General features: G+C 61.6%; 25 protein-coding genes. 10 read left to right on the top strand and 15 right to left on the bottom strand.

Annotated features, from left to right (window positions below; genetic code table 11):
* Positions 1-60 precede the first annotated feature (60 nt).
* The 3 genes from der to BS629_RS16565 all read right to left on the bottom strand — a co-directional run bounded on the left by der (position 61) and on the right by BS629_RS16565 (position 2,978).
* Positions 61-1,485, bottom strand: coding sequence for a ribosome biogenesis GTPase Der (gene der, locus BS629_RS16575; protein WP_018243116.1), 1,425 nt, complete (start codon positions 1,483-1,485; stop codon positions 61-63).
* Positions 1,486-1,503: 18 nt separating this feature from the next.
* Positions 1,504-2,187 carry a tetratricopeptide repeat protein gene (locus BS629_RS16570; RefSeq protein WP_018243117.1) on the bottom strand — a complete coding sequence of 228 codons (684 nt, stop codon included), beginning with the start codon at positions 2,185-2,187 and terminating at the stop codon, positions 1,504-1,506.
* 206 nt (positions 2,188-2,393) lie between these two features.
* Positions 2,394-2,978: an NnrU family protein gene (locus BS629_RS16565; RefSeq protein ID WP_018243118.1), complete on the bottom strand. Its 585-nt coding sequence runs from the start codon at positions 2,976-2,978 to the stop codon at positions 2,394-2,396.
* A gap of 136 nt (positions 2,979-3,114) precedes the next feature.
* Between BS629_RS16565 and BS629_RS16560 the strand changes: the two genes are divergently transcribed.
* A complete protein-coding gene (locus tag BS629_RS16560) occupies positions 3,115-4,101 on the top strand; it encodes a polysaccharide deacetylase family protein (protein WP_026188489.1) in 987 nt (328 codons plus the stop codon).
* A gap of 210 nt (positions 4,102-4,311) precedes the next feature.
* Here BS629_RS16560 and sbmA read toward each other — a convergent pair whose 3' ends face one another.
* Positions 4,312-5,577, bottom strand: coding sequence for a peptide antibiotic transporter SbmA (gene sbmA, locus BS629_RS16555; RefSeq protein ID WP_018517002.1), 1,266 nt, complete (start codon positions 5,575-5,577; stop codon positions 4,312-4,314).
* Between the two features lie 125 nt (positions 5,578-5,702).
* Positions 5,703-6,887 (bottom strand): YbfB/YjiJ family MFS transporter, encoded by a 1,185-nt coding sequence (locus BS629_RS16550; protein ID WP_026188490.1) that lies wholly within the window; start codon positions 6,885-6,887, stop codon positions 5,703-5,705.
* A 166-nt stretch (positions 6,888-7,053) separates the two neighbouring features.
* Here BS629_RS16550 and BS629_RS16545 point away from each other — a divergent pair, with 166 nt between their 5' ends.
* A complete protein-coding gene (locus BS629_RS16545) occupies positions 7,054-7,629 on the top strand; it encodes a PadR family transcriptional regulator (RefSeq protein WP_018243122.1) in 576 nt (191 codons plus the stop codon).
* A gap of 72 nt (positions 7,630-7,701) precedes the next feature.
* Here BS629_RS16545 and map read toward each other — a convergent pair whose 3' ends face one another.
* The 6 genes from map to glpK all read right to left on the bottom strand — a co-directional run bounded on the left by map (position 7,702) and on the right by glpK (position 13,890).
* A complete protein-coding gene (gene map / locus BS629_RS16540; RefSeq protein ID WP_018243123.1) occupies positions 7,702-8,460 on the bottom strand; it encodes a type I methionyl aminopeptidase in 759 nt (252 codons plus the stop codon).
* 259 nt (positions 8,461-8,719) lie between these two features.
* Positions 8,720-9,781: an LLM class flavin-dependent oxidoreductase gene (locus BS629_RS16535; RefSeq protein WP_026188491.1), complete on the bottom strand. Its 1,062-nt coding sequence runs from the start codon at positions 9,779-9,781 to the stop codon at positions 8,720-8,722.
* Between the two features lie 243 nt (positions 9,782-10,024).
* Complete coding sequence (locus BS629_RS16530) at positions 10,025-10,492, bottom strand: SRPBCC family protein (protein WP_018243126.1); 468 nt, start codon at positions 10,490-10,492, stop codon at positions 10,025-10,027.
* A gap of 100 nt (positions 10,493-10,592) precedes the next feature.
* Positions 10,593-11,852, bottom strand: coding sequence for an RNA polymerase sigma factor (locus BS629_RS16525; protein ID WP_018243127.1), 1,260 nt, complete (start codon positions 11,850-11,852; stop codon positions 10,593-10,595).
* Positions 11,849-12,223 (bottom strand): YciI family protein, encoded by a 375-nt coding sequence (locus BS629_RS16520; protein WP_018243128.1) that lies wholly within the window; start codon positions 12,221-12,223, stop codon positions 11,849-11,851. The genes BS629_RS16525 and BS629_RS16520 overlap by 4 nt, the downstream gene beginning before the upstream one ends.
* A gap of 173 nt (positions 12,224-12,396) precedes the next feature.
* Positions 12,397-13,890 (bottom strand): glycerol kinase GlpK, encoded by a 1,494-nt coding sequence (gene glpK / locus BS629_RS16515; RefSeq protein WP_018243129.1) that lies wholly within the window; start codon positions 13,888-13,890, stop codon positions 12,397-12,399.
* Between the two features lie 158 nt (positions 13,891-14,048).
* On the opposite strand from glpK, the gene BS629_RS16510 reads away from it, so the two are divergent.
* The 4 genes from BS629_RS16510 (at position 14,049) to xdhC (ending at position 19,642) form a co-directional block, all read left to right on the top strand.
* Positions 14,049-14,825, top strand: coding sequence for a 3-hydroxybutyrate dehydrogenase (locus tag BS629_RS16510; protein WP_018243130.1), 777 nt, complete (start codon positions 14,049-14,051; stop codon positions 14,823-14,825).
* Between the two features lie 28 nt (positions 14,826-14,853).
* Complete coding sequence (gene xdhA / locus BS629_RS16505) at positions 14,854-16,320, top strand: xanthine dehydrogenase small subunit (RefSeq protein ID WP_018243131.1); 1,467 nt, start codon at positions 14,854-14,856, stop codon at positions 16,318-16,320.
* A 103-nt stretch (positions 16,321-16,423) separates the two neighbouring features.
* A complete protein-coding gene (gene xdhB, locus BS629_RS16500; RefSeq protein WP_018243133.1) occupies positions 16,424-18,763 on the top strand; it encodes a xanthine dehydrogenase molybdopterin binding subunit in 2,340 nt (779 codons plus the stop codon).
* 63 nt (positions 18,764-18,826) lie between these two features.
* Positions 18,827-19,642 (top strand): xanthine dehydrogenase accessory protein XdhC, encoded by an 816-nt coding sequence (xdhC, locus tag BS629_RS16495; RefSeq protein ID WP_018517003.1) that lies wholly within the window; start codon positions 18,827-18,829, stop codon positions 19,640-19,642.
* On the opposite strand, the gene BS629_RS16490 is transcribed toward xdhC, so the two are convergent.
* Positions 19,618-19,809: a hypothetical protein gene (locus BS629_RS16490; protein WP_018243135.1), complete on the bottom strand. Its 192-nt coding sequence runs from the start codon at positions 19,807-19,809 to the stop codon at positions 19,618-19,620. The two genes, xdhC and BS629_RS16490, sit on opposite strands and share 25 nt — an antisense overlap.
* A gap of 101 nt (positions 19,810-19,910) precedes the next feature.
* Between BS629_RS16490 and BS629_RS16485 the strand changes: the two genes are divergently transcribed.
* Positions 19,911-20,807 carry a LysR substrate-binding domain-containing protein gene (locus tag BS629_RS16485; RefSeq protein ID WP_018243136.1) on the top strand — a complete coding sequence of 299 codons (897 nt, stop codon included), beginning with the start codon at positions 19,911-19,913 and terminating at the stop codon, positions 20,805-20,807.
* 88 nt (positions 20,808-20,895) lie between these two features.
* Here the strand turns inward: BS629_RS16485 and BS629_RS16480 are convergent, their stop codons facing one another.
* Both BS629_RS16480 and BS629_RS38915 read right to left on the bottom strand, forming a co-directional pair.
* Positions 20,896-21,228, bottom strand: a complete 333-nt coding sequence (locus tag BS629_RS16480; protein ID WP_018243137.1) for a hypothetical protein — start codon at positions 21,226-21,228, stop codon at positions 20,896-20,898.
* A gap of 164 nt (positions 21,229-21,392) precedes the next feature.
* Positions 21,393-21,611: a hypothetical protein gene (locus BS629_RS38915; protein ID WP_018243138.1), complete on the bottom strand. Its 219-nt coding sequence runs from the start codon at positions 21,609-21,611 to the stop codon at positions 21,393-21,395.
* Between BS629_RS38915 and puuD the strand changes: the two genes are divergently transcribed.
* The 3 genes from puuD (at position 21,595) to BS629_RS16465 (ending at position 25,404) form a co-directional block, all read left to right on the top strand.
* On the top strand, positions 21,595-22,833 hold the full coding sequence (puuD, locus tag BS629_RS16475) for a urate hydroxylase PuuD (protein WP_018243139.1): 1,239 nt from the start codon (positions 21,595-21,597) through the stop codon (positions 22,831-22,833). The genes BS629_RS38915 and puuD overlap by 17 nt on opposite strands.
* Positions 22,830-24,140 carry a guanine deaminase gene (gene guaD / locus BS629_RS16470; protein WP_018243140.1) on the top strand — a complete coding sequence of 437 codons (1,311 nt, stop codon included), beginning with the start codon at positions 22,830-22,832 and terminating at the stop codon, positions 24,138-24,140. The genes puuD and guaD overlap by 4 nt, the downstream gene beginning before the upstream one ends.
* A gap of 121 nt (positions 24,141-24,261) precedes the next feature.
* Positions 24,262-25,404 (top strand): alpha-hydroxy acid oxidase, encoded by a 1,143-nt coding sequence (locus BS629_RS16465; RefSeq protein WP_018517005.1) that lies wholly within the window; start codon positions 24,262-24,264, stop codon positions 25,402-25,404.
* Here the strand turns inward: BS629_RS16465 and BS629_RS39485 are convergent.
* Positions 25,385-25,636 carry a hypothetical protein gene (locus BS629_RS39485; protein ID WP_018243142.1) on the bottom strand — a complete coding sequence of 84 codons (252 nt, stop codon included), beginning with the start codon at positions 25,634-25,636 and terminating at the stop codon, positions 25,385-25,387. The genes BS629_RS16465 and BS629_RS39485 overlap by 20 nt on opposite strands.
* Positions 25,637-25,646 lie beyond the last annotated feature (10 nt).

The following is a 25,646-nucleotide window of genomic DNA, read 5'->3' as shown; positions in this document are numbered from 1 at the left end:
GGCAGAGGGATGCTCCACGACACGTGCGCAATGCCCCACCAATCAGTGCAAGCTCCCCGCCTACGTCCGCCTCTTCTTGCCTTCGAACGGATTATCAGGCGAGCGGAAATGGATGCGGATCGGCACGCTCGGCATGTCGAAATCGGCGCGCAACCCGTTGATTAGATAGCGTGTATAGGATTCCGGTAGCGCATCCGAGCGGGTGCAGGAGATCATGAAGGCCGGCGGGCGGGCCTTGACCTGCGTCATATATTTCAGCTTGATGCGGCGGCCGGAAACGGCCGGAGGCGGATGCTGAATCTGCTGCGTCTCCAGCCAGCGGTTGAGACGCGCCGTCGAGATGCGTTTGTTCCAGACCCTGTCCGTGTCGATGATCGACTGCATCAGCTTGTCCAGTCCCCAGCCGGTCTGGCCGGAGATCGGCACGGCGCGGATGCCGCGCGCCTGTGGCAGCAGGCGGTCGGTCTTTTCGCGCAGATCCGCAAGCACCGCCTGCCGGTCTTCGATCATGTCCCACTTGTTGAAGGCGAGCACGGCGGCACGGCCCTCGCGCAGCACCAGGTCGACGATCTGCAGGTCCTGCTTTTCGAAAGGGATCGTTGCATCGAAGACGATGACGACGGTTTCCGCGAAGCGGATGGCGCGCAGCGCATCGGCAACCGAAAGCTTCTCCAGCTTCTCGATCACCCGCGCCTTGCGGCGCATGCCTGCCGTATCGAACATCTTGATAGTGCGGCCGCGCCAGTCCCATTCGACCGAGATGGAGTCGCGGGTGATGCCCGCCTCCGGCCCGGTCAAAAGCCGGTCCTCGCCGAGGAAACGGTTGATCAGCGTCGATTTTCCGGCATTCGGCCGACCAACGATCGCCACCCTGAGCGGCTTCGTCTCGTCATAGGCCGGCTCTTCGTCCGCGTCGCTGTCCTCGCCTTCCGTCTGTGGAATGTCGACATCTGTAACGGCGACATCCTCCTTGGCGGGATAGGCTCTGTCCTCGCCGATTGCCGCAACGATCGCATCGCGCAAGTCGAGCATACCCTGCCCATGCTCGGCCGAAATCGGCGTCGGCTCGCCGAGCCCGAGCGTGTAGGCGTCATAGAAGCCGCTGTCGGAGCCCCGCGCTTCGGATTTGTTGGCGACAAGCACCACCGGCTTGCCGCGCCGGCGCAACATTTCGGCAAGGTCGGTATCGACGGGCGTCAATCCGCTCTTGGCGTCGACGACGAAAAGCGAAAGATCCGCCTCGTCGATCGCCGCTTCCGTCTGCGCCCGCATCCGGCCTTGCAGGCTTTCTGCGTCGGCCTCTTCCAGACCAGCCGTATCGATGATCGTGAAAGTCAGGCCCATTAGCCGCGCATCGCCCGGCCGGCGGTCGCGGGTAACACCCGGCGTGTCGTCGACAAGCGCCAGCTTCTTGCCTACCAGCCGGTTGAAAAGTGTCGACTTGCCGACATTCGGACGACCGACGATGGCGACCGTGAAACTCATATCTTGTCCTTAACGCGATCAGCCCTGAGCGGCGGGCGCCTTGCCGGATGCGGTAATCAGATCAAGCATCATATGGGCGCGATTGGCAACATTGCGTGGGCTGTCGGTATCATCGACAATCGACTGGAACCACTGCCGCGCCTGCGCCATGTTGCCGGCTTTGTAAGCGGCAAGGCCGAGTGCCTCGCGCGCCGAATGACGGAAGGCGTTTCCGGGAACGGCCATTTCCTCGATCGCGGCCGAAACCTGTTCGTAAGCGCCGTTCTCGATGAGCAGCCAACCGGCACGCATCTTGGCGGCATCGCGCACGGCGGCCGGAACGGCATTGTCCTTGCCGATCTCGTTGAAGGCGGCGATTGCCGCGGCGGTATCACCCTTCTGCACCTGGACGGTCGCGGCCCGCATCCGCGCCAGCACCGGATAGGCGCCATGGCCTTCCTTCTCGAGCTTGTCGAGCGCGGCCAGCGCCTCGTCGTTCTTGTTTTCGTCGGCAAGCTTCATCGCCGCCAGGAACTGGTCGCCGGCGCCGGAGGAACGGTTGTCGTCCCAATACTCGTAGAGAACCTTGCCGGCTGTGCCGACGACGATCAGAATGGCGACGACGATGATATAGCGGCCGAACCGGCGCCAGACGCCCTTCATCTGGTCGGATCGCAATTCCTCATTGACTTCACGGATGAAGCTGTCGTCGTTGAATGCCATTCTCGTCTCCGGCCGCGGAAATACCCATACACAATGCAAAACGCATATTATCGGGCCTTCTACCCCATTTTGCAGCCGTTGTAAGGGGGATGTGAAAGATTAGAGCGCCGCGCGTCCAACAGGACGCGCTAAGGACGCTCTAACACTTTGAATCCGCGCATAATCCTTCCCGAAAATCGGAATCGAATTTCGGGGTTATGCGCCGGTCACATGACGAGCGGCGAAACCCCGATCAACCATTCGTGCAGCTTCCAGATGATCAGCGCCCAGACGACGATGCCGATGACGACGGCATAGAGGTCGTATTTGGCCGAGACGAACGGCCGGAGTGTGATCTCACCCGCCCGCTGCCGCCGTTTCAAGGAAATGCGCAGGATGACGCCCCAGGCGAGAAAGGCGGCAAACAGCAGGACCGACGACGTCTCGCCATTGGCGAGCAGGTGCGCCAGCGCCCAGATCTTCACCGACAGCACCATCGGATGTTTGGTCTTGGTCGCGATATGCCCCGCCGGCAGCAGCGAGGCGACGAGACAGATCATCGCGATCAGCATCAGCGTGATTGTTATATGCGCCATCCAGACTGGCGGATTGTAAAGCATGCCGGTCACATCACGCGCCTGCCCGAAGCCGTAGATCAAAAGTATCAGCGTGGCGATGCTGGCGATCGAATAGGCTACTCGCCAGCCTTTCTCGCCGAGGCTTGCGATCATCGAACGGCGAAAGTCCGGCGACACCACCCGCACCAGATGCACCCCGAGGAAAAGTATGATGCCGACGATAAGCAATGTCATTGCGGATCCCTTCCGTACCGTTTGTCACATCTGACCAGGAAAGGCTCTAACGGCTGGCGTGAAGAAATGCCAGCGCGACCGCAGCTTCGCCGCAATTCTGTCGGAGGGAAACCGCGAACAAATTGTCGCGGTGTCCATGTCCCGTCTTCTCCTCTCCACCTGTCTGGCTGCCTCGTTCCTGCTCCCGGCAATCGCCGAGGCGGCCGACCGGCCGAAACAGCTCGTCATCATTTCCTTCGACGGCGCCCACGACAACGCGCTCTGGCTGAAGAGCCGCGAGATGGCGGCGAAAAACGGCGCCCACTTCACCTATTTTCTCTCCTGCACCTTCCTGATGAATGAGGCGGCGAAGAAGGCCTATCAGGCGCCGCACCAGAAACGCGGAAAATCGAATGTCGGCTTCGCCCAGAGCGACGACGAGATCCGCGAGCGCCTCGGCAATATCTGGCACGCCCACCTCGAAGGACACGACATATCGAGCCATGCCTGTGGCCATTTCGACGGCCGCCTCTGGAGCGAGGCCGACTGGTCGGCCGAATACGCAACCTTTCATGCGACGTTGAAAAACGCTTGGAAGAGCGTCGGCCTGCAGGAGCCGGCCGGCTGGCAGGATCTGGTCGATCACAGCGTCAAGGGCTTTCGCGCCCCCTATCTCTCGGCAACCGCGGGCGCTGACATGATCGCCGCCGAAAAGAGGGCGGGCTTCACTTATGATGCGAGCCTGGTCACCAAAGGGCCTGCCATGCCTGTCGAGGAAGACGGCATCATCCGCTTCGGCCTGCCGCTGATCCCCGAAGGCCCGAACGAGAAGCCGATCATCGGCATGGACTACAATCTCTTCGTCCGCCATTCCAAGGGTGAGGAGGATACGGCCGATTCCGCGGAATTCGAGGATCGCGCCTATGCCGCCTTCAAGGAAGCTTTCGACAAACAGTATGCCGGCGCCCGCGTCCCGCTACAGCTCGGCTTCCACTTCGTCGAAATGAACGGCGGCGCCTATTGGCGGGCGCTCGACCGCCTGGTCAGCGACGTCTGCCACCGCGCCGACGTCGCCTGCGTCAGCTATTCGGAGGCGATCCCGATGATCGAGGCCCGCGGCAGATTGCAGACGTCAGGTCTTTGATGGCGGCTATGGCGCGGTCGAGCCTGCAGGGTGTCTCTAAGTTCCCTTGAACGAGAAGATGTGCCGGGCCGCCCCCTCATCTGCCTACCGGCATCTTCTCCCCGCGGTGGAGAAGAGATTCGTAGCGACGCTGCGATTGCCCCTCCTACCCAGCGAGGAGGAGGCGCCCCAAACGCCAATCTTCCGATGCTCGCAAAGATTCCCTGCCCATCAGCCGTCGGCGTGCACGACCCCCGTCTCACGCTCCAGGTAGCGCTGGTCGATTTCAGGCAGCGGTTCGTCGTCGATCGCAGCCTCGAAGGCCTTGAGGCGTTTGTGGATCGAGAGCAGTTCAATGATCGTTGTCCAGGAGTTGACGAGATACTGAAACGAGTTGCTGACCTGTCCGAAGGCGGTCGAGATCTGCTGGAAGATACCGTAAGTGATGGTGCCCGCCACGATCGTCGGCACCAGCATGAAGACCACGAAGAGCGCGTCGGCCTGGATGTAGAAATAACGGGCGACATTGAAATACATGTAGTGGAAATACATGCGATAATAGTTCCGGCGAACGTTGCCGAAGAGCTCCCTGACGGTCAGCGGCTCAGCCCGTTCCGCATGGTCTTCACCATAGACGAGCTCCTTGCGATACGCCGCTTCGACGCGCTGGTTGCGGAAATTCAGCCCCGGCAGCTTGACGCCGGCGACCGCCAACAGAAGCGTGCCGAAAGCCGACCAGAACAGCGCCAGCCAAAAGAGCGAATTCGCCACTGGCCCGATGAACGGCAGCTCGGTCACGTAATGCGACAGGGCCAGAAGGATCGGAAGGAATACCACGAGCGTCATCACCGAGTTGATGAGGCTGATGCCAAGACCTTCGAGCGTGCTCGAAAAGCGCATCGTATCTTCCTGAACGCGCTGGGAGGCGCCTTCGATGTGACGAAGCTTTTCCCACTTCGACATGTAGAAATTGTTCATCGCCGTTCGCCAGCGGAAGATGTAATGGCTGGTGAAAAAGTCGGTCATGATCGATACGAACATGCTGAGGAATGCGATCTGGCAGAAGACCCACATCAGGCTGTAGAAATTATCGACGGAAATGCCTGGCTGCTTCGACAATGCGTTCTGCAGAAGGTCACCAAACGGCCGGCGCCAGTTATTGATCACAACGCTGATCTGGACGCCAAAGTAGGTCACGAAGATGATCAGTGCCGAACCCCAGATCGACCAAATCTTCCAGGGGTGGTTCAGCGCCTTCAGATGCCATGCACCGCAGAAGATCACTGCCGACAGAAAGAAATAGCTGTAGAACCAGACATTTTCGGGCAGCAGGAAGAACGAAAGGTCGATCGGCTGCTGCTCTTCGGCAACCGGCGCATAACCGAGCGATACACCGAGGCTCGCGGCGAAGAGATACCAGCCGGCAATGGAAATCAGGGTCCAAACGACGAGCGAACTAAAGAACGCCTTTGGCTGCGGAAAAAAGGAATGAAACACGGGAGGCTTTGCTTTCCTGAACTGTGAGTCTCGGGAGTGTCGTCGAACACTGATTGTGCCGGAAACTAAGGCAGTTCGAAGGAAGCAGCAATGGGTTCGGCCGATTGTTACGGAGATGTAACCGGTTAAGAGATTTTCTTGATCACCGGCATCACCAGCGCCGCGCAGGCGACGAGCGCGATCGCGGCGATCACCGTCGGGACGGTAAAACTGCCGCTGCGCTGGGCGATCCAGCCGGCAACAACAGGTCCGACGATCTGGCCGAGGCCGAAGGCGGCCGTCATCATCGCCAGGATCCGCCGCGGACTGTCAGGCGAAAGCTTGCGGCCGATCTGCAGCCCATAAGCAGTGATTGCCAGGAACGTCGCCCCGAACAGCGCCCCGCCGATCAGCGGTGCGACGGAAGGCGGCAGCGCTACGGTCGCAAGCACACCGGCGGCCTCGATCAGAAGCGCTGCGACATAGACCCCGCCAAGCCCGAGCGGCTTGACCAGCGGCTTCCAGGCAAACAGCGCCACCGCCGCCGTCAGGCCGGCGATGAACCAGCAGAGGAATTCGACGAAGGGTCCGGTTGCAGAAAGGCGCGCGATGGTAACGAGGAAGGTCGCGGTGATGACGTAGCCGAAGCCGAACAGGCCGTAGGACAGCGTCAGAAGCACCATTGGCCGGTTCCAGGTGAGCGCCGACTCCTTGCCCACCTGCGCCGATTGCGCCGGCGCCGACGGCAATAGCAGGAAGACGACGACAAGGCTTGCTGCGCAATAGAGCGCCCCGCCGATCCAATCGGCCCGCCAGCCGCCCGGTTCATCGTGAAAGCCGAGGCCGATCAGCAGCACCATGACCGAAGACAGCGCGATACCCGCACCCGGCCCGCCGAAATGCGCTGCTTGCACATGATCGTTGCCAGCGGCAGCCCCGTGGCTGAGCACGATCGACGAGGTGAAGACCATCGCAAAGGCGCTGGCGACGCCGGCCAAGAAACGAATGATGGCAAAGACGGCGACGGAATCGGTGGCGGCCATGGCGGCAAGCAGGATCGCGGTTGCCAGCAGCGACAACAGCGCCACCAGCCGCTCCCGCCCCGCCGCCCAGCCATAGGCTGCAAGCACGGCGCCGACGAGATAGCCGACGAAATTGGCCGACGCGATGAAGCCTGCATCCGCTGCCGAAAGCGGAACGCCGCTGATCATCCCGGGCAGGATCGGCGTGTAGGAGAAGCGCCCGAAGCCCATGGCGGCGGCCATGGCAACGGCGCCGGCAGCGGCAGTGGAAACAAGGTTCGGTGGGGAGTGACGGATGCGCTCGAGCATGCCGCGTTTATCACGCCGCAGCACCGGCATCACAATCAAGTAATTCTGATCGATCTATCAATTTCCAGAAACGTCAAAAATTTTCGGTCGCGCTTGAAAGCGAATATCTTACGATATATATTTTACGACATAGCTAACGATACTTCTAACGATGAAAGGAAGAATCATGAGAGGTTTTAAAGGCGGCATGTTCGGCGGAGATTTCCGCATGGGCCGCAAATTCGCGGCCGGCGATCTACAACTGGTCATCCTGGCGCTGCTCGCTGAGCAGCCGCGCCACGGCTACGAATTGATAAAGATATTGGAAGAGCGCTCGGGCGGCTTCTACGTGCCGAGTCCGGGCGTCATCTATCCCGCCCTCACTTATCTCGAGGAAACCAGTCTTGCCGAGGTGGAGGCTGAGGGCGCCAAGAAGCTCTATCGCATCACCGAGGCCGGCCGCCGCCGCGTCGAGGAAAACCGTGCCATGATCCTGCATACGTTCGCCAAGTTGGAACGCATCGGCGAGAAGATGGCCCACGTGAAGCGTGTCTTCGAAACAGACCGTCACGGCGCCGACGACAGTGATGACGGCGACTTCATGCAGGACGGCGGCGATATCCGCGCCGCCCGTATGCTGCTGCGCTCGGCGATGCGCATGCGCTATCCCTGGTCGAAACCCGAAGCTGCCCGCATCGCCGGCATCCTCGAACGCGCCGCCACCGAAATCCTGCAAGGCGGCAGGCCGGAAACGCGGAGCTGAGACGAAGACTGTACGGCGGGATTTGAGACAGAGTCAGCTCCCGCCGCCTTTCTTCATTGTTCAGTACCGGTCTTACGCCCGCTCATCCGGCAAGGTCAGAACCACCGGCCCGTTGCGCGTTGCGACCACCGTATGCTCATATTGCACGGTCGGCGCCTTCGGATCGGCATAGAGCGTCCAGGCATCGTCGCCGCCTTCGGCCCATGTTGCGCCGAGCGAGAGAAAAGGTTCGACGGTGAAGACGAGACCTTCCGTCATCATCCGTTTTTCCGAAGGGTCCGGCCAGGTCGAGAGCTCGGCCGGCTCCTCGTGCAGCGAGCGGCCGACGCCGTGGCTCGCCAGATTGGCGACCAGCGTATAGCGGTTCTTCTGCGCAAAGGCGCCGACGGCGGTGCCGATCTTTGCCAGTGGCTCGCCCGATTTGACCTGGTTGAGCCCGACCCAGAGTGCCCGTTTGCCGTCGCGGCAGAGCCGCTCGATCTTTGGCTTGATCGGCGGCACCGCGAAGGAAGCGCCAGTATCGGCAAAGAAGCCATCCTTTTCCGCCGAGACGTCGATATTGATGAGATCGCCGGCGCGGATGACGCGCGGGCCGGGAATCCCGTGGGCGATTTCCTCGTTGATACTGATGCAGGTGGCACCGGGAAACTGGTAGCAGAACTCTGGCGCCGAGCGCGCGCCCGAATCCTCGAGCACCTTGCGGCCGATCTGGTCGAGCTCCAGCGTCGTCATGCCGGGCTCCATCGCCGCTGCCATCACTTGGATGGCGTTGGCGCAGATCCGCCCGATCTCCTTGAGCTTTACCAGTTCGTCGTCGTTTGCGATAACCATTCGTCTGTTCCGGCCTTGCGCAGGACGGCCGCGGCCGCCTCAGAGCTCGATGCCGAAACGTGTGAGCGGTTTTCGGACAACATGATGCTCTAACTATCTAATTTAGAACCGGATTCAAATTTTAGGCCGACCCGGTCTAAAATCATCCTGTTCTAGACCGCCGCGCGTTCGACAGGACGCGCGAAGGACGCTCATCACGTTGAAGTGGCGCACAATCCTTTTTCGAAAATCGATTGCGATGTTCGACGTTATGCGCTCGTCAGGCCGTGGCTTTCGCCTCTTCGCCCCTTTCAGTCAATGCCTTTCTGACGATCGGCGCGACTTTCGTGCCGTAAAGCTCGATGCCGCGCATGATCTCGGCATGCGGCATCAGGCCGATCGCCATCTGCAGCAGGAAGCGGTCGTTCTTGAAGAGTGCATGATGGGCGATGATCTTTTCGGCGACCGCCTCGGGATCACCGACGAAGAGCGCGCCGTTCGGCCCGCGCGACATGTCGAAATGCGCCCGGTTCGTCGGTCCCCAACCGCGCTCACGGCCGATGCGGTTCATCACCTCGGCTTGAGGCCCGTAGAACTGATTGGCCGCCGCCTCCGTTGTATCGGCGATGAAGCCATGGACGTTGATGCTGGTCTTCAGCTTCGCTGGATCCTGCTCTGCCCGGCGCGCCGCCTCGCGGTAAAGATCGAAGAGCGGCGCAAAACGACGCGGCTCGCCGCCGATGATCGCCAGCGCCACCGGCAGGCCCAGTGCGCCGGCGCGCGCCACCGACTGCGGCGTGCCGCCGACGGCAACCCAGAGCGGTAGCAGATCCTGCAGCGGTCGCGGATAGACGCCGCGCCCGTTGATCGGCGCGCGAAGCTCACCCTTCCATTCCACAACCTCGTTGTCGCGCAGCGCCAGCAGCAGATCGAGCTTCTCCTCGAAAAGCTGGTCGTAGTCTTCGAGATTGTAGCCGAATAGCGGGAAGGACTCGATGAAGGAGCCGCGCCCCGCCATGATCTCGGCCCGGCCGTTGGAAAGCAGATCAAGCGTCGAGAACTGCTGGAAGACGCGCACGGGATCGTCGGAGGAGAGCACGGTGACGGCACTGGTCAGCCGGATACTTCTGGTCTTGACGGCGGCCGCGGCCAAGACGACTGCGGGAGCGGATGCGGCATAGTCCGGCCGATGATGTTCGCCGAGCCCGAAGACGTCGAGCCCCACTTGGTCGGCAAGTTCGATCTCCTCGATCAGGTTCTTCAGCCGCTCCGCCCCTTCGACGCCTCTGCTGCCGGCAGGGTTGGGATTGACGTCGGCGAATGTGTAAAGCCCCAGTTCCATCATCGGCATCCTGTTGAATTCTCGGCTGAGATAAGGATGCCGGGGATAGAGCGCAAATACAAATTTTGAAACGGAATGTTCGAGAATTTCGATGGGCGGCGTGATGTCTTCGGCGATCTGGAAGACCGATCGGCGACCAATTCGAATCTGAATTCAACGACTTCGAAGCACCACTAGAATCATCTTTCGAACCGCCTCAATCTTTGCTTCAAGCGTCAGGACGATGCGGTCTCGCCGCGCCGCTCACATCTTCGCCAGCAGTTCCGCCAGTTGGTCCGCAGCCTTGCCCCATCCCTCGTGAAATCCCATCTTCTCGTGCGCTTCCTTGTCCTCGGCGCGCCAGTGCAGCGCCTTGGCCGTATATTTCGTCCGGCCGTTGCCGAGATCTTCGAGCAGGATGACGCCCGTGAAGAAAGGTTTCTCGGAAGGCACCCAGGCGCTTGTATAGGCATCGGTGAAGACGATCTTCTCGTTCTCGATGATCTCGAGATAGACGCCGCGGTTTGGGTACTGATTGCCCTCGGGGTCATGCATGACGACCACACTGGAACCGCCGGGGCGGACGTCGAGCGTCGCTTCCGCCACCCCCCAGGGACGCGGCACGAACCACTGCTTCAGCAGATCAGGATTAGTCCATGCCTTGTAGATCTTCTCGCGTGGCGCATCGAATTCGCGAACGAGGACGAGTTCATGTTGCGTGCTGGCGGTCATGTCGACATCTCTCCATTTGAATGAAACCTGTCTCCTGTCAGGTTGTTACGAGGACGTGTCGAAGTTCGACATTCCGACAGCCCGCAGGCCCTTTCGCATTTTATTTTGCGATCGGCTGCGTGGTCTCTTCCTGCATCTTGTCGATCTGTCGGCGGATATGGGCTGCCTCAGCCGCCGAATGGGCAAGTGCAATGGCCCGGTCGAAGGCTTCGCGCGCCTGACTGGTCAAGCCAAGCTGCTTCAGCAGCCCGCCCCGTAAGCCGTGATAGTAGAAATAGCCGCCAAGTTTTTCGCCAAGCGGATCGATGAGGTCGAGCGCATCCTGCGCACCCTGGAGCTTGGAGACGACGACGGCCCGGTTGAGCGTTATGACAGGCGACGGCTGGAGACGCTCCAGCGCGCGATAAAGCAGATCGATCTCCACCCAGTCGGTATCCCCAGCGCGTTTTGCGCGGGAGTGAACAGCAGCGATGGCCGCCTGAATCTGATAAGGGGCAGGCTGACGATGGCGCAGCGCCTTGTCGAGCAGCGCTAAGGCCTCATTGATGAAGGGCTGGTTCCACAGCGACCGGTCCTGATCTTCGAGCAGGACGATCTCGTCCCCGGCGTTGAAGCGTGCCGGCCGGCGCGAGATCTGCAGAAGCATGAGCGCAAGCAGCCCCATCAGCTCCGGTTCGGATGGGAAGATATGCAGCATCAATCGCGCCAGCCGGATCGCTTCGTCGCTGAAGGCAGCCGCCTCATGCCTGGGATCGGCCTGGCTGTAGCCCTCGTTGAAGATCAGGTAGATCATCGTGCTGACGATCGAGAGCCGTTCGGCCCTCTCCTGCGGGCTCGGCGTTTCGAAAGGCACGCCGGCCTTGGCGACGCGCGCCTTGGCCCGGGTGATGCGCTGTTCCATGGCGCTCTCGGAAACCAGGAAGGCACGCGCGATCTGCGGCACCGAAAGACCGGATACGATGCGCAACGCCAGCGCGATCTGCTGGGTCGCCGGTAGATCGGGATGGCAGCAGATGAACAACAGCCGCAGAATATCGTCGCGATAATTGGAATCGTCCAGCCGCTCGACGATATCGCTTTCGGCATCCTCGGTATCGGAGATGACGTCCTCATCCGGCAGAGCCTGGATCTTCGCCCGCTTGCGCACCGCATCGATACCGCTGTTTCGACCGACGAAGATGAGCCAGGCTGTGGGATCGCGCGGTGGCCCTTTCTCCGGCCATGTTCGGATCGCCCTCAGACACGCCTCCTGAAACGCCTCTTCCGCGGTATCGAGATTGCGGAAATAGCGCAGCAGCGCGCCGAGCGCCTTCGGGCGGGCCGATGCAAGCGCGAGGTCGATCCAGGCAATGTCTGTCATGATGAAGCATCTCCGGGCCTGAAGACGTAGAAAGGCCGAATTTCGTAAGAGGTGGAACCTGGATTGACGGATGAAAGCTGCTTCGAGAAGCCGATCGCCTCGTCGAGCGTTTCAAAGTCGACGACGTAGAAGCCGAGAAGCGCCTCTTTCGTTTCCGCAAAGGGCCCGTCAATGACCAAGGGCTCGTCCTTGCCCTTGCGCACGGTGGTCGCAGCCGTCGTCGGCATCAGCCGACCGACGGGGCCGAGTTTGCCGGATGCGGCAAGCGGCTCCTGCACGGCGTAGAGTTTCTCCATGACGGCAGCTTCTTCCTCCTTGGTCCAGGCGAAGACAGTTTCCTCATGGGCGTAACAAAGGATTGCATAAAGCATCGCTCACTCCTCTTTTTGAATGACGAAGGAGTAACCGCTTACCCGACAGGCCGCATCAAAAAATTATTGACCGGAACTTCGTGATCTTCCGGAGCACGGACGGCGTCATAGCTGAAGAAATGGCCGGGCATCTCCCGGGACGAGCGGCGCTACATGACGGTGCTGATCGCGCCTCAGCCCTCGCTCAGCGTCCGCTTGACCGCATTCTTCCAACCCTTGAGCTTCGCCGCCCGCACCTTCTCGTCCATGTCTGGCTCGAACCGGCGATCCCGTTTCCAGCTCGCCGAAAAACCGTCCCTGTCCGGCCACACCCCTGCCCGGCTGCCGGCGAGCCAGGCAGCCCCCAGCGCCGTCGTCTCCAGGATCATCGGGCGATCGACCAGCGCATCGAGCAGGTCGGCAAGGCGCTGCATCGTCCAGTCGGAGGCGACCATGCCGCCGTCGACGCGCAACACTGTGTCCTCAGTGCCGTTCTTCCAGTCCTTCTGCATGGCGTCGAGCAGATCGCGGGTCTGATAGCAGACGGCCTCCAGCGCCGCTCGGGAGAGTTCCGCCGGGCCACTGTTGCGCGTCAGCCCGAAGATCGCGCCCCGCGCCTTGGCATCCCAATGCGGCGCGCCGAGACCGGTGAAGGCGGGCACGAGATAGACCTCTTGCGTCGGATCGGCCCTTTCGGCAAGCGCGTTGGTCTCCGCCGCGCTGCCGATGATGCCGAGCCCGTCCCGCAGCCATTGCACGGCCGCGCCGGCGATGAAGATCGAACCCTCGAGCGCATAGGTCGTCTCGCCGTTCAGGCGATAGGCGATGGTGGTCAGCAGCCGATTTTTGGAGCGCACGATGTCAGCGCCGGTGTTGAGCAGCGCGAAACAGCCAGTGCCGTAGGTCGATTTCATCATGCCCGGCGCAAAACACGCCTGGCCGATGGTCGCCGCCTGCTGGTCGCCGGCAACACCGAGGATCGGGATAGCAGCACCGAAAATATCAGGATCGACCGTGCCGAAATCGGCGGCGCAATCCTTGACCTCCGGCAGCATGGCGGCAGGGACCCTCAGAATATCGAGCAGATCCTCGTCCCACGCGTTTTCGGCAATGTTGTACATCAGCGTGCGCGAGGCATTGGTGGCATCGGTGACGAAGCTCTTGCCAGCCGTCAGCCGCCAGATCAGGAAAGTGTCGATCGTGCCGAAGCAGAGATCGCCCCTGGCAGCGCGCGCCCGCGCGCCCTTCACGTTTGCAAGCATCCAGGAAAGTTTGGTGCCGGAAAAATAGGGATCGAGGATCAAGCCGGTCTTCTTCGTGAACAGCCGCTCGAGATCCTGCCTTTTCAGATTGTCGCAATAGCTTGCCGTGCGCCGGTCCTGCCAGACGATGGCATTCTGGATCGGCCGACCCGTCTCGCGTTCCCAGACGACCACCGTCTCGCGCTGGTTGGTGATGCCGAGTGCTGCAAGATCCCTAGCCTCGATCCCGGCATCGCGCAGCGCCATGTGGACGGTGGAGACGACCGAATCCCAGATTTCCTCGGGATCGTGCTCGACCCAGCCGGAGCGCGGGTAGATCTGGGTAAATTCCTTCTGGCCCTTGCCGGCGACATGCATGTCGCCATCGAAGACGATCGCCCGCGTCGACGTCGTTCCCTGATCGATCGCCAGAACATATCCGCTCATGAAAACCCTCCCTCAGCATGTCAATTGTCGAAGCAAATCAATAGGACACGGATGGGGGCGAGAAAAGCGAATAAAGCGGAATTGCCAGCCCGCCGGCTTTGGGCATAACCTCGCAGCTAAGCGCTGCACCGCAGCATCGCCATTTCAGGGAGAACAGCATGAGCAGAACAGTCGTCGTCACCGGTTCCACCAGCGGCATCGGTCTTGCGATCGCCACTGCCTTCGCCGAAACGGGCGACAACATCGTCATCAACGGTTTCGGAAAGGCAGATGAAATCAAGGCGATCGTCGAGCGGCTTGAATCATTGTCCAAAGGCCGGGCGCTCTATCATCCGGCCGACATGACCAAGCCCGCCGAGATCGCCGACCTGATCGAAACGGCGGCCAAGACCTTCGGCGGCGTCGATGTCCTGGTCAACAATGCCGGCATCCAGCATGTCGAGAAGGTCGAGGATTTCCCGATCGAGAAATGGGATCAGATCATCGCGATCAATCTGTCGAGTTCCTTTCATACCATGCGCGCCGCGATCCCGCTGATGAAGGCGAAGAAGTACGGCCGCATCATCAACATTGCCTCCGCCCACGGGCTCGTCGCCTCCCCTTTCAAATCCGCCTATGTCGCGGCAAAACATGGTATATTAGGCCTGACGAAGACGGCAGCGCTGGAACTTGCCGAATTCGGCGTGACCGTCAACGCCATCTGCCCCGGCTACGTGCTGACGCCGCTCGTCGAGAAGCAGATACCGGATACCGCCAAGGCCCGCGGCATGACCGAGGAACAGGTGAAGAGCGAGGTCATCCTCAAGGCGCAGCCGACGCATGAATTCGTCAAGGCCGAAGAAATCGGCGCACTGTCGCTCTATCTCGCCAGCGATGCCGCCCGGCAGGTGACGGGAACGCACATCTCGATTGACGGTGGCTGGACGGCGGCTTAACCATTTGGAAAACAACAACAGGAACATCATGAACGACAGCATCCGCTTCATCCTGAATGGCGAGGACGTCACGCTTACCGATGTCAGGCCAACCGAGACGCTTCTCGATTTTCTGCGGTTGAAGCGACAGCTGACGGGCACCAAGGAAGGATGCGCGGAAGGCGATTGCGGCGCCTGCACCGTGCTCGTCGGCCGGCTGGCCGACGGCAAGCTCGCCTATGAATCCGTCAATGCCTGCATTCGTTTCATGGGTTCGCTGCACGCCAGCCATGTGGTGACCGTCGAGCATCTGGCCGGCAAGAACGGCGCGCTGCATCCCGTCCAGCAGGCTTTGGTCGATTGTCATGGCTCGCAATGCGGCTTCTGTACCCCGGGCTTCGTCATGTCGCTTTACGGTCTCTGGCTCGCCAAGGAAAAGCCGAGCCGCCAGGAAATTGAAAAGGCGCTACAAGGCAATCTCTGTCGCTGCACGGGCTACGAGCCGATCGTCAAGGCCGCCGAGCAGGTGAGCCTGGTGCGGCCGAGTACGCTCTTCGACCCGCTGGAACGGACGCGCTCGGAAATCGTCGCGCGGCTTTGGGCAATGCAGGCAAGCGGCACGATCAGGATTGGGAATGGCGAAGACCGGCTGATCGTGCCGGCTTCTGTCCAGGCGCTGGCCGAGGTCCTTTCACAGGAACCCGACGCGATTATCGTCGCCGGCGCGACCGATGTCGGCCTCTGGGTGACGAAGCAGATGCGCAGGCTGAGCCCGGTCGTCTTCATCAATCACCTCAGCGAATTGCAGTCGGTTACGGAAGGCGAGGACGGCGTCACCATCGGCGCCGGCGTCAGCTACACCAGGGCCTTCGAGGCGATCTCCAAGAAAATCCCGGCGCTCGGGCGGCTGATCGATCGCATCGGCGGCGAGCAAGTGCGCAACATGGGCACGATCGGCGGCAACATCGCCAACGGCTCGCCGATCGGCGATAGCCCGCCGCCGCTGATCGCGCTCGGCGCGACGCTGACGCTGCGATCCCTGCAGGGCCAGCGCAGAATGCCGCTCGAGGATTTCTTCATCGCCTATGGCAAGCAGGACCGGAAGCCCGGCGAATTCGTCGAGAGCGTCTTCGTGCCCTACCCCGCAGCAATGAGCCGCTTTGCCGCCTACAAGATCACCAAGCGCCGCGACGAGGACATCACTGCCGTGCTCGGCGCCTTCCTGCTGACGCTCGACGATGCCGAGATGATCACCGATATTCGCGTCGCCTTCGGCGGCATGGCGGCGACGCCGAAACGCGCCCGCACGGTGGAGGCCGAGTTGATCGGCAAACCATGGACGGAAACGACGATCGAGGCAGCCCGCCCCGCATTCGACGCCGATTACCAGCCGCTGACCGACTGGCGCGCGACGGCGGAATACCGCCAGCTGACGGCGAAGAACCTGTTGACGCGGTTCTATCTTGAGACCGTCGGCGCGCCGGCCGAACTGAAGCGGTTCGAGGAGGTGGCGTGATGGAAAAATCGATCTTCAGCCTGATCTCCAAGACCTGGTGGCAAGCTTCGATGGGAACGGTCGCGGTCGCCTCCCCTCACTCCCTTCGCGGAGGGAGGCGCTAATGGACAAGTCCACCTTCGAAGACCGCAAGGCCATCATCGCAGGCCCGATGCACGGCTCGCAGCGACATGATTCAGCGCATAAACATGTGACCGGAACCGCCGATTATATCGACGATATTCCGGAACCCGCAGGTCTGCTGCACGGCGCCCTCGGCCTCTCCGACCGGGCACATGCCGAAATCGCCGCTATCGATCTCTCCGCGGTCGCCGCCTATCCCGGCGTCGTCTGGGTCTTCACCGGCAAGGATGTCCCCGGCGCCAACGACGTTAGCTCCAACGGCAGCCATGACGAGCCGCTGCTGGCCGAAACTTTAGTTCAGTTCCACGGCCAGCCGATCTTTGCCGTCATCGCCGAGACGCGTGATGCCGCCCGCCGCGCCGCGCGGCTGGCAAAGATCGACTATCGCGACCTGCCGCATTGGAGCGATATCGACGGGGCGCTCGCCAATGGCAGCCCGCTCGTCATCACCCCGATGACGCTGCGGCGCGGCGAGCCGGATACGGAAATGACGAATGCCGCCATGCGTGTGAAAGGTCAGATGCGCATCGGCGGACAGGAGCATTTCTACCTCGAAGGCCATATCGCCGTGGCGATCCCCGGCGAGGACGACGAGGTCACCGTCTGGTCCTCGACGCAGCATCCAAGCGAGATCCAGCACATCGTCGGCCATGTGCTCGATATTCCCTCCAACGCCGTGACCGTCAACGTGCGCCGCATGGGCGGCGGCTTCGGCGGCAAGGAGACGCAGGGCAATCAGTTCGCAGCACTTGCGGCGATTGCCGCCAAGAAGCTCGGCCGCGCGATCAAATTCCGCCCGGACCGCGACGAGGATATGAGCGCTACCGGCAAGCGCCACGATTTCCTCGTCGATTACGAGCTCGGCTTCGATGCCGAAGGACGCATCCACGCGGTCGACGCGACCTATGCGGCACGCTGCGGCTTCTCCTCCGACCTCTCAGGGCCGGTAACCGACCGTGCCCTCTTCCATGCCGATTCCAGCTATTTCTACCCGCATGTGCATCTGACGTCGAAACCACTGAAGACGCACACCGTCTCCAATACCGCCTTCCGCGGCTTCGGCGGGCCGCAGGGGATGCTCGGGGCCGAACGCTTCATCGAGGAAATCGCCTATGCCGTCGGCAAGGATCCGCTCGATGTCCGCAAGCTGAATTTCTACGGCCAGCCGGGCTCCGGGCGCACGCTCACCCCCTACCATCAGGAGGTCGAGGACAATATCATCCCCCGCATCGTCGAGGAGCTGGAGGAAACGTCCGAATACCAGGCACGGCGCAACGCCATCATCGCCTTCAACCGCGACAGCCGCTATATAAAAAAGGGCATCGCGCTGACGCCGGTGAAATTCGGCATCTCCTTCACCATGACTGCCTTCAACCAGGCCGGCGCCCTCGTCCACATCTACCAGGACGGCTCGATCCACCTGAACCATGGCGGCACCGAAATGGGCCAGGGCCTCTATACGAAGGTGGCGCAGGTGCTGGCTGACAGCTTCCAGGTCGATATCGACAGGGTGAAGATCACCGCGACGACGACGGCCAAGGTGCCGAACACCTCGGCCACTGCCGCCTCCTCCGGCTCGGACTTGAACGGCATGGCCGCCTATGACGCTGCTCGCCAGATCAAAGAACGGCTGGTCGCCTTCGCCGCCGAGAAGTGGGATGTTGGGCCTGCCGACGTCGTCTTCCTGCCGAACCGCGTGCGCGTCGGCGAGATCGAGATCCCCTTCCCCGATTTCATCAAGCAGGCCTATTTCGCCCGCGTCCAGCTTTCCGCCGCCGGCTTCTACAAGACGCCGAAGATCCACTGGGACCGCAAGGCCGGCCGCGGTACGCCCTTCTATTATTTCGCCTACGGCGCCTCCTGCACCGAGGTGTCGATCGACACGCTGACCGGCGAATATCTGATTGACCGCACCGACATCCTCCACGATGTCGGCCGCTCGTTGAATCCGGCGATCGACATGGGCCAGGTCGAAGGTGCCTTCGTCCAAGGCCTGGGCTGGCTGACGACGGAGGAACTCTGGTGGGACGACAAGGGCCGGCTCCGCACCCATGCCCCCTCGACCTACAAGATCCCGCTCGCTTCCGACCGTCCGAAGATCTTCAACGTGCGCCTCGCCGAATGGTCCGAGAACACTGAGGCCACCATCGGCCGCTCCAAGGCCGTCGGCGAACCACCCTTGATGCTGGCGATCTCGGTGCTGGAAGCGCTGTCGATGGCGGTAGCAAGTGTCGCGGATTATCGGGTCTGCCCGAGGCTCGACGCACCGGCGACACCGGAGCGGGTGCTGATGGCGGTCGAGCGGATGAAGCGGGTGTAGGAAAATGGGCGCGCGTCAGGCTCGTTTGCTATCCTCGGCGGCGACCCCATCGGTCAGCCACCCATGACCGACATCCGCCGCTTCCTCGCCGCCCACCCGGACTGCATCCTCATCGACATCACCGGCACACAAGGCTCCACCCCGCGTGAGGCCGGTACCTTCATGCTGGCATCGCAAACCGCGTTATGGGGCACGGTCGGCGGCGGCCAGTTCGAATTCATGGCGATCGAGAATGCGCGGGACATGCTCGCGGGAACGGGTGGGATGGCGGAGATGGATATCCCGCTCGGCCCTGACATCGGCCAGTGCTGTGGCGGACGCACGCAACTGCGGTTTCGCCGGGTGACAAAAGCGGTTGCTGAAGAAATCGAAGCCAGGCTAACCAGTGAGATCGAGTGTCTGCCGGAGGTCTATCTCTTCGGTGCCGGCCATGTCGGCCGGGCGCTGGCTGCGGCCTTGGCGCCGCTGCCGCTGTCGGTGACGGTCGTCGAAACGCGGCAGGAAGAGCTCGCCAACCTGCCGGCAGAGACGAAGGCGCGGCTTGTGCCGATGCCCGAAGCACTGGTCAGGGATATTCCGGCCGGCGGCGTGGTCGTCATCCTGACGCACGACCACGCGCTGGATTTCCTCATCGCCCGCGAGGCGCTGGAAAAGACCGACCTCGCCTATACCGGCATGATCGGCTCGGCGACCAAACGCGCCACCTTTGCAAGCTGGCTTTCCCGCGAAGGTGGCGGAGAGCGCGGCTGGATGGAGCGGCTGACGCTGCCGATCGGCGGCTCGGCGGTCAGGGACAAGCGCCCTGAGGTGATCGCCGCCATGACCGCCGCCGAAATCCTGACGGCGCTCGCGGCCTACCGCATGCGCTCGTCCTCGTAATAGGGATCGCGTCCGTCGAGAAAACCGAGATCGCGCTTGACGCGATCCGGCACCGTGTCGAGATCGAGGCTGGGCATGCGCCAGATCCGCGTCAGCCGACCGCCGATGCGCCGGAAAATTCCGATGGTCTGCTGCGGCGGGCTCTGTTCGATAGCATAGCAATCCATGACATCACCTTGATGGTTTGATGGTATGAGTTGCAGTTTGACGGTAAAAATGCTGCAATTCCAATCGAACGACCGTCTGCCTGCATCAAGAGAACTTATCCATGAAACTCTCCAAACAATTCCCGCTGAATGCGCTGCGCGTCTTCGAGGCCGCTGCCCGGCTCGGAAGTTTCACCAAGGCGGGCGACGAGCTCGGCATGACGCAGACGGCCGTCAGCTACCAGATCAAGCTGCTGGAGGAGAATGTCGGCGAGCCGCTCTTCCTGCGCCGTCCCCGCCAGATCGCACTGACGGAGACCGGCGAGCGGCTGGCGCCGAAGGTAACCGAAGCCTTTGCCTTGCTGCACGACGCGATGGCGACGGCGCGCGACAGCGTCGAAGGCACGCTCGCCATCAGTTCGACCCATACCTTCGCCTCGAAATGGCTGGCGCCGCGCCTCGGCTCCTTCCACTTGAAACATCCGGCGATCGCGGTGCGCTTTCAGGCGAGCTCTGATATCATCGACTTCGCCCGCGAGCAGATCGATGTCGGTATCCGCTGGGGCGACGGCAACTGGCCGGGGCTGACGCTGCACCGGCTGATGGGCCTGGAGTTCACCCCGATGCTGAGCCCAAAGCTGGCGGAGACGGCAGGCGGCATCAGCGAGCCGCGCGATCTCCTGAAGTTCGATCTCTTCGACGCCGGCGACATCTGGTGGAAACAATGGTTCGAGGCAGCCGGCGTCACGGAGACGGATCTCGATCGGCGCCCGCGCAACCAGCTTGGCTCCCAGGCGGTGGAAGCCGATGCGGCGATCGCCGGCCATGGCGTCGCCATTCTCCATCCGGCCTTCTATGCGGCCGAGATCGCGCTCGGCCGGCTCTACCAGCCTTTCGAACTGACCCGTAGCGACGGCAAGGCCTACTGGCTCGTCTACCCCGAAAACCGTCGCAACGTGCCCAAGATCAAGGCCTTCCGCAACTGGATCCTTGAGGAGATGAAGGCAGCCGGAAATTGATGCATGCCGCCTGAAACTGTACAGCGGTTTTCGGACAACGACATACCGGACCCGGTTGGTGAGCCGGGTCCGGTGCTGTGGTCCGCCTTCAATATCCCATTTCCGGCGCATAGAAACAGCGCGGCGTATCCTCGTTCGGGAACAGACAGAGATGATAGTCGTTATCGCCGGATTGCATTGCCTTCGTCATTGGCAGCAGGAAGACATGAGCATGCGTCACCAGCCGGTGGTCTCCCGGCATCAGCGTCACACGATATCCGCCTGGCGTCACCGCCACGCTTTTCGAAGGGATCATCTGGCAATCGCCATTATGACTGTCGCCGTTGCAACAATAGGGGTCATAACTCCACCCCGAAGGTGCGTCGTGAGCCGTCGCCAACGACGCATACGCAATCATCACACACGTCAGAATACTGCGCATGGGCATCTTCTCCGTCGATGAATGCGCCGCCGATGATCTAACGGTTCTTATTTTATTCCGGCGGCCTGCAAAAATAACTGTAATCGAGTCGTCGCAGTTCCAGATCTGCTGAATTAGCAGATTCAGTATAAGGCAGAGATAATGCACAGCCTTCTCGGCAGCTTTTAGGCACGCGACAGCAGATCGGCGATCCGGCCGCGATCGGCAGCTTCGGCAAAACCGCTCAAGATCTCGACGAGCGCGGTGATCATTCCATTGCTCCTTTGGCCGCGCCGGTCGTCGCGCGTGTGCAGTTCTTCAATCTCCTCTTCCCTCCCCGCCAAAATTTCCGCAATGTCACGAGTCGGAGGAAGATAGGGGAACTCGATGTACGAATATGCCATAGCATGGGAATGGCTCGCCTTCGCGGCACGCTGGTTCCATGTCATTACCGCGATCGCCTGGATCGGATCGTCCTTTTATTTTATCGCGCTCGATCTCGGACTGGTGAAACGCCCACATCTGCCGCCCGGTGCCTATGGCGAGGAATGGCAGGTTCATGGCGGCGGCTTCTACCATATCCAGAAATATCTGGTGGCGCCCGCCCAGATGCCGGAGCATCTGACCTGGTTTAAATACGAAAGCTATTTCACCTGGATTTCCGGCTTCCTGATGCTCTGCATCGTCTATTATGGCGGCGCCGACCTCTTCCTCATCGACCGGCATGTGCTCGATATCAGCCCGCCCGTCGCCATCCTGATCTCGCTGGCGTCGCTTGCCTTCGGCTGGATCGTCTACGACCTGCTCTGCAAATCCCCGCTTGGGCGGAATACCTGGGGGCTGATGGCGGTGCTCTATGTCGTGCTCGTCTTCATGGCCTGGGGCTATACGCAGCTTTTCACCGGCCGCGCCGCCTTCCTGCATCTCGGCGCCTTCACCGCCACGATCATGTCGGCCAACGTCTTCATGATCATCATTCCGAACCAGAAGATCGTTGTCGCCGACCTTATCGCCGGGCGCACGCCCGACCCGAAATACGGGCAGGTCGCCAAGCAGCGTTCGCTGCATAACAACTACCTGACGCTGCCCGTCATCTTCTTCATGCTGTCGAACCATTATCCGCTGGCCTTCGGAACGCAGTTCAACTGGTTGATCGCCGCCCTGGTCTTCCTGATGGGCGTCACCATCCGTCACTGGTTCAACACCACGCATGCCAGAAAGGGCCGGCCGACTTGGACGTGGATTGTCACCGTCATCCTCTTCATCCTGATCATGTGGCTTTCAACCGCGCCGAAGCTGCTGACGGGCGAGACGGATGCGGCCGCGGTCGCGCCCGCCTTCCAGCAATTCGCCGGCGATCCGCATTTCCCCGCCGTCAAGCAGCTGGTCTCGACGCGCTGTTCCATGTGCCACGCGGCCGAGCCCGTCTATGAGGGCATCGTGCGGCCGCCGAAGGGCGTGCTGCTCGAAAATGACGCGGAAATCGCCGCCCATGCCCGCGAAATCTATATACAGGCGGGCCGCAGCCATGCCATGCCGCCCGGCAACATCACCGACATCACGCCGGATGAACGCAAGCTGCTCGTCGCCTGGTTCGAGAGCGCAGTCGAAGGCAAGACACAATGACGACGACACTCCTGCGCGGCCGCCTGCTTTCCTTCCATCGCGCGCCGCTAAGCCTTACCGACGGCCAAAGCTATCTCTACGAGGAGGATGGCGGCCTGCTGATCGAGAATGGGCTGATCGCGGCAATCGGCCCCTACGCAGACATCAAGGCAAAAACAGGCGAGGACATGGTCGAGATCGACCACCGCCCGCATCTGATCATGCCCGGCTTCATCGACATGCACCTGCATTTTCCGCAAATGCAGGTGATCGCCTCCTATGCGGCCAACCTGCTCGAGTGGCTGAACACCTACACCTTTCCCGAGGAATGCCGTTTCGTCGAAAGTGCGCATGCTGAAAGGATCGCCACGCATTTCTATGACGAGTTGATCCGCCACGGCACGACGACGGCGGTCGCCTATTGCTCCGTGCACAAGACCTCGGCCGACGCCTTCTTTGCCGAGGCGCTGAGGCGCAATATGCGCATGGTCGGCGGCAAGGTGATGATGGATCGCAATGCCCCGCAGGGCCTGCTCGACACGCCCGAGATGGGCTATGATGAGACCCGCCAGGTGATAGCGGCCTGGCACGGCAAGGGCCGTAACCATGTCGCCATCACTCCACGCTTCGCCATCACCTCCACGCCGGCGCAGATGGAGGCGACATCAGCGCTTGCCCGCGAATTTCCCGACCTGCACATCCAGACGCATCTTTCGGAAAACCACGACGAGATCAAATTCACCTGCGAGCTCTATCCCGACGCGCTCGACTATACTGACATCTACGCCCGCTACGGCCTGCTCGGGCCGAAGAGCCTCTTCGGCCACGCCATCCACCTGTCCGAGCGCGAAGCCGATGCCATGAGCGAGGCGGGTGCCGTCGCCGTCCACTGCCCGACCTCGAACCTCTTCCTCGGCTCAGGCCTGTTTCCGCTGAAGGCGCTGACACGGCGCGAAAAGCCGGTTCGCATCGGCGTGGCGACCGATATCGGCGGCGGCTCCAGCTATTCGATGCTGCGGACGATGGACGAGGCCTACAAGATCCAGCAGTTGCTCGGCGAACGGCTAAACCCGCTGGAAAGCTATTACCTGATGACCCGCGGCAATGCCGAGGCCCTGTCGCTGGCGGACCGGATCGGCACGCTGCAACCCGGCACCGAGGCCGATCTCGTCGTTCTCGATGCCGCGGCGACACCGGCCATGGCGCTGAAGATGGAAGTGGTGAAGACGCTGCCCGAGGAGCTTTTCCTGCTGCAGACGATGGGCGACGACCGGGCGATCGCCGAGACCTATGTGGCCGGCGTTGCGTCGAAGAAGGAGCTTCAATGAGACGCCCTGTTGCTCTTGAAATCGGAGCGTGAAAGCTGCCTGGCACGGCCAATTTCCCGTAACGCTCCCACGAAATTCATGTTATGGCCGATAGCCGCATTCAGATGTGAAGGTTCAATTCATGGCCGCTCCGCTCACCATCGCTGACCTGAAAAAGCTCGCGCAGCGCCGTGTGCCGAAGATGTTTTTCGACTATGCGGATTCGGGCGCCTGGACGGAATCGACCTACGCGGCAAACGAGAGCGATTTCAGCCAGATCAAGCTGCGCCAGCGGGTGATGGTCGACATGACCGACCGCACGCTGGAAACGACGATGATCGGCCAGAAAGTGTCGATGCCGGTGGCCCTGGCGCCGACCGGACTGACCGGCATGCAGCATGCCGACGGCGAGATGCTGGCGGCACGCGCCGCCGAGGAGTTCGGCGTTCCCTTCACGCTCTCGACGATGAGCATCTGCTCGATCGAGGACGTCGCTTCGGTGACGACGCGCCCCTTCTGGTTCCAGCTCTACGTGATGAGGGACAAGGATTTCGTCCTCAACCTCATCGACCGCGCCAAGGCCGCCAAATGCTCGGCGCTGGTGCTGACCGCCGACCTGCAGATCCTCGGCCAGCGGCATAAAGACCTGCGCAACGGCCTGTCGGCGCCGCCGAAATTCACGCCGAAACATGTCTGGCAGATGGCGACCCGGCCCTTCTGGTGCCTGGATATGCTGCAGACCAAGCGCCGCACCTTCGGCAATATCGTCGGCCACGCGAAGAATGTCTCCAATATTGCCTCGCTCTCCGCATGGACGCACGAGCAGTTCGACCCGCGGCTGTCCTGGGCGGATGTCGCCTGGATCAAGGAACAATGGGGCGGCCCGCTGATCATCAAGGGCATACTCGATCCGGAGGATGCGAAGGCGGCCGCCGACACCGGCGCCGATGCGATCGTCGTCTCCAATCACGGCGGCCGCCAGCTTGACGGCGCCCCCTCCTCGATCAGCATGCTGCCGAAGATCGTCGACGCCGTCGGTGACCGTATCGAGGTCCATCTCGACGGCGGCATCCGCTCCGGCCAGGACGTGCTGAAGGCCGTGGCGCTCGGCGCCAAGGGTACCTATATCGGCCGCCCCTTCCTTTATGGTCTCGGCGCCATGGGCAAGGAAGGCGTATCGCTGGCGCTCGGCATCATCCGCAAGGAGATGGACATCACCATGGCGCTCTGCGGCAGGCGCGACATCAATGACGTAAATTCGTCGATCATCGCAGGGCGGCAATGACCTGCTTGAGAAGCCAGCTTAGGAGAGTCACCAATACCGGAATCGTCGTCGCGATTGCTGAGTGATTGAGCACACGATTCTGAAGAGCATGCTGTCCGGGCGTCCGTTTCTGGTATTCCACCTCGAACGCCAGATAACAGCAAAGAGGCTCGAGGAGAGAAATCGGCACTGGCTGAACGTCCCTGATGGCGTGGGCGAGACCTGCCAGACGCGTGCCGGAGAGCACCCGCATCTATCGCCTG

The sequence above is a fragment of the Rhizobium leguminosarum bv. viciae USDA 2370 genome (assembly GCF_002008365.1).
GTDB classification, from domain to species: Bacteria; Pseudomonadota; Alphaproteobacteria; order Rhizobiales; family Rhizobiaceae; genus Rhizobium; species Rhizobium leguminosarum.
Note: the sequence above shows the minus strand (reverse complement) of the source record. Positions and strands in the feature narration are given on the sequence as shown.

Coding starts and splice junctions, on each gene's coding strand:
- der (WP_018243116.1), bottom strand. CDS start 1,485: ATGAGTTTCACGGTCGCCATCGTCGGTCGTCCGAATGTCGGCAAGTCG.
- BS629_RS16570 (WP_018243117.1), bottom strand. CDS start 2,187: ATGGCATTCAACGACGACAGCTTCATCCGTGAAGTCAATGAGGAATTG.
- BS629_RS16565 (WP_018243118.1), bottom strand. CDS start 2,978: ATGACATTGCTTATCGTCGGCATCATACTTTTCCTCGGGGTGCATCTG.
- BS629_RS16560 (WP_026188489.1), top strand. CDS start 3,115: ATGTCCCGTCTTCTCCTCTCCACCTGTCTGGCTGCCTCGTTCCTGCTC.
- BS629_RS16550 (WP_026188490.1), bottom strand. CDS start 6,887: ATGCTCGAGCGCATCCGTCACTCCCCACCGAACCTTGTTTCCACTGCC.
- BS629_RS16545 (WP_018243122.1), top strand. CDS start 7,054: ATGAGAGGTTTTAAAGGCGGCATGTTCGGCGGAGATTTCCGCATGGGC.
- map (WP_018243123.1), bottom strand. CDS start 8,460: ATGGTTATCGCAAACGACGACGAACTGGTAAAGCTCAAGGAGATCGGG.
- BS629_RS16535 (WP_026188491.1), bottom strand. CDS start 9,781: ATGGAACTGGGGCTTTACACATTCGCCGACGTCAATCCCAACCCTGCC.
- BS629_RS16530 (WP_018243126.1), bottom strand. CDS start 10,492: ATGACCGCCAGCACGCAACATGAACTCGTCCTCGTTCGCGAATTCGAT.
- BS629_RS16525 (WP_018243127.1), bottom strand. CDS start 11,852: ATGACAGACATTGCCTGGATCGACCTCGCGCTTGCATCGGCCCGCCCG.
- BS629_RS16520 (WP_018243128.1), bottom strand. CDS start 12,223: ATGCTTTATGCAATCCTTTGTTACGCCCATGAGGAAACTGTCTTCGCC.
- glpK (WP_018243129.1), bottom strand. CDS start 13,890: ATGAGCGGATATGTTCTGGCGATCGATCAGGGAACGACGTCGACGCGG.
- BS629_RS16510 (WP_018243130.1), top strand. CDS start 14,049: ATGAGCAGAACAGTCGTCGTCACCGGTTCCACCAGCGGCATCGGTCTT.
- xdhA (WP_018243131.1), top strand. CDS start 14,854: ATGAACGACAGCATCCGCTTCATCCTGAATGGCGAGGACGTCACGCTT.
- xdhB (WP_018243133.1), top strand. CDS start 16,424: ATGGACAAGTCCACCTTCGAAGACCGCAAGGCCATCATCGCAGGCCCG.
- xdhC (WP_018517003.1), top strand. CDS start 18,827: ATGACCGACATCCGCCGCTTCCTCGCCGCCCACCCGGACTGCATCCTC.
- BS629_RS16490 (WP_018243135.1), bottom strand. CDS start 19,809: ATGGATTGCTATGCTATCGAACAGAGCCCGCCGCAGCAGACCATCGGA.
- BS629_RS16485 (WP_018243136.1), top strand. CDS start 19,911: ATGAAACTCTCCAAACAATTCCCGCTGAATGCGCTGCGCGTCTTCGAG.
- BS629_RS16480 (WP_018243137.1), bottom strand. CDS start 21,228: ATGCGCAGTATTCTGACGTGTGTGATGATTGCGTATGCGTCGTTGGCG.
- puuD (WP_018243139.1), top strand. CDS start 21,595: ATGTACGAATATGCCATAGCATGGGAATGGCTCGCCTTCGCGGCACGC.
- BS629_RS38915 (WP_018243138.1), bottom strand. CDS start 21,611: ATGGCATATTCGTACATCGAGTTCCCCTATCTTCCTCCGACTCGTGAC.
- guaD (WP_018243140.1), top strand. CDS start 22,830: ATGACGACGACACTCCTGCGCGGCCGCCTGCTTTCCTTCCATCGCGCG.
- BS629_RS16465 (WP_018517005.1), top strand. CDS start 24,262: ATGGCCGCTCCGCTCACCATCGCTGACCTGAAAAAGCTCGCGCAGCGC.
- BS629_RS39485 (WP_018243142.1), bottom strand. CDS start 25,636: ATGCGGGTGCTCTCCGGCACGCGTCTGGCAGGTCTCGCCCACGCCATC.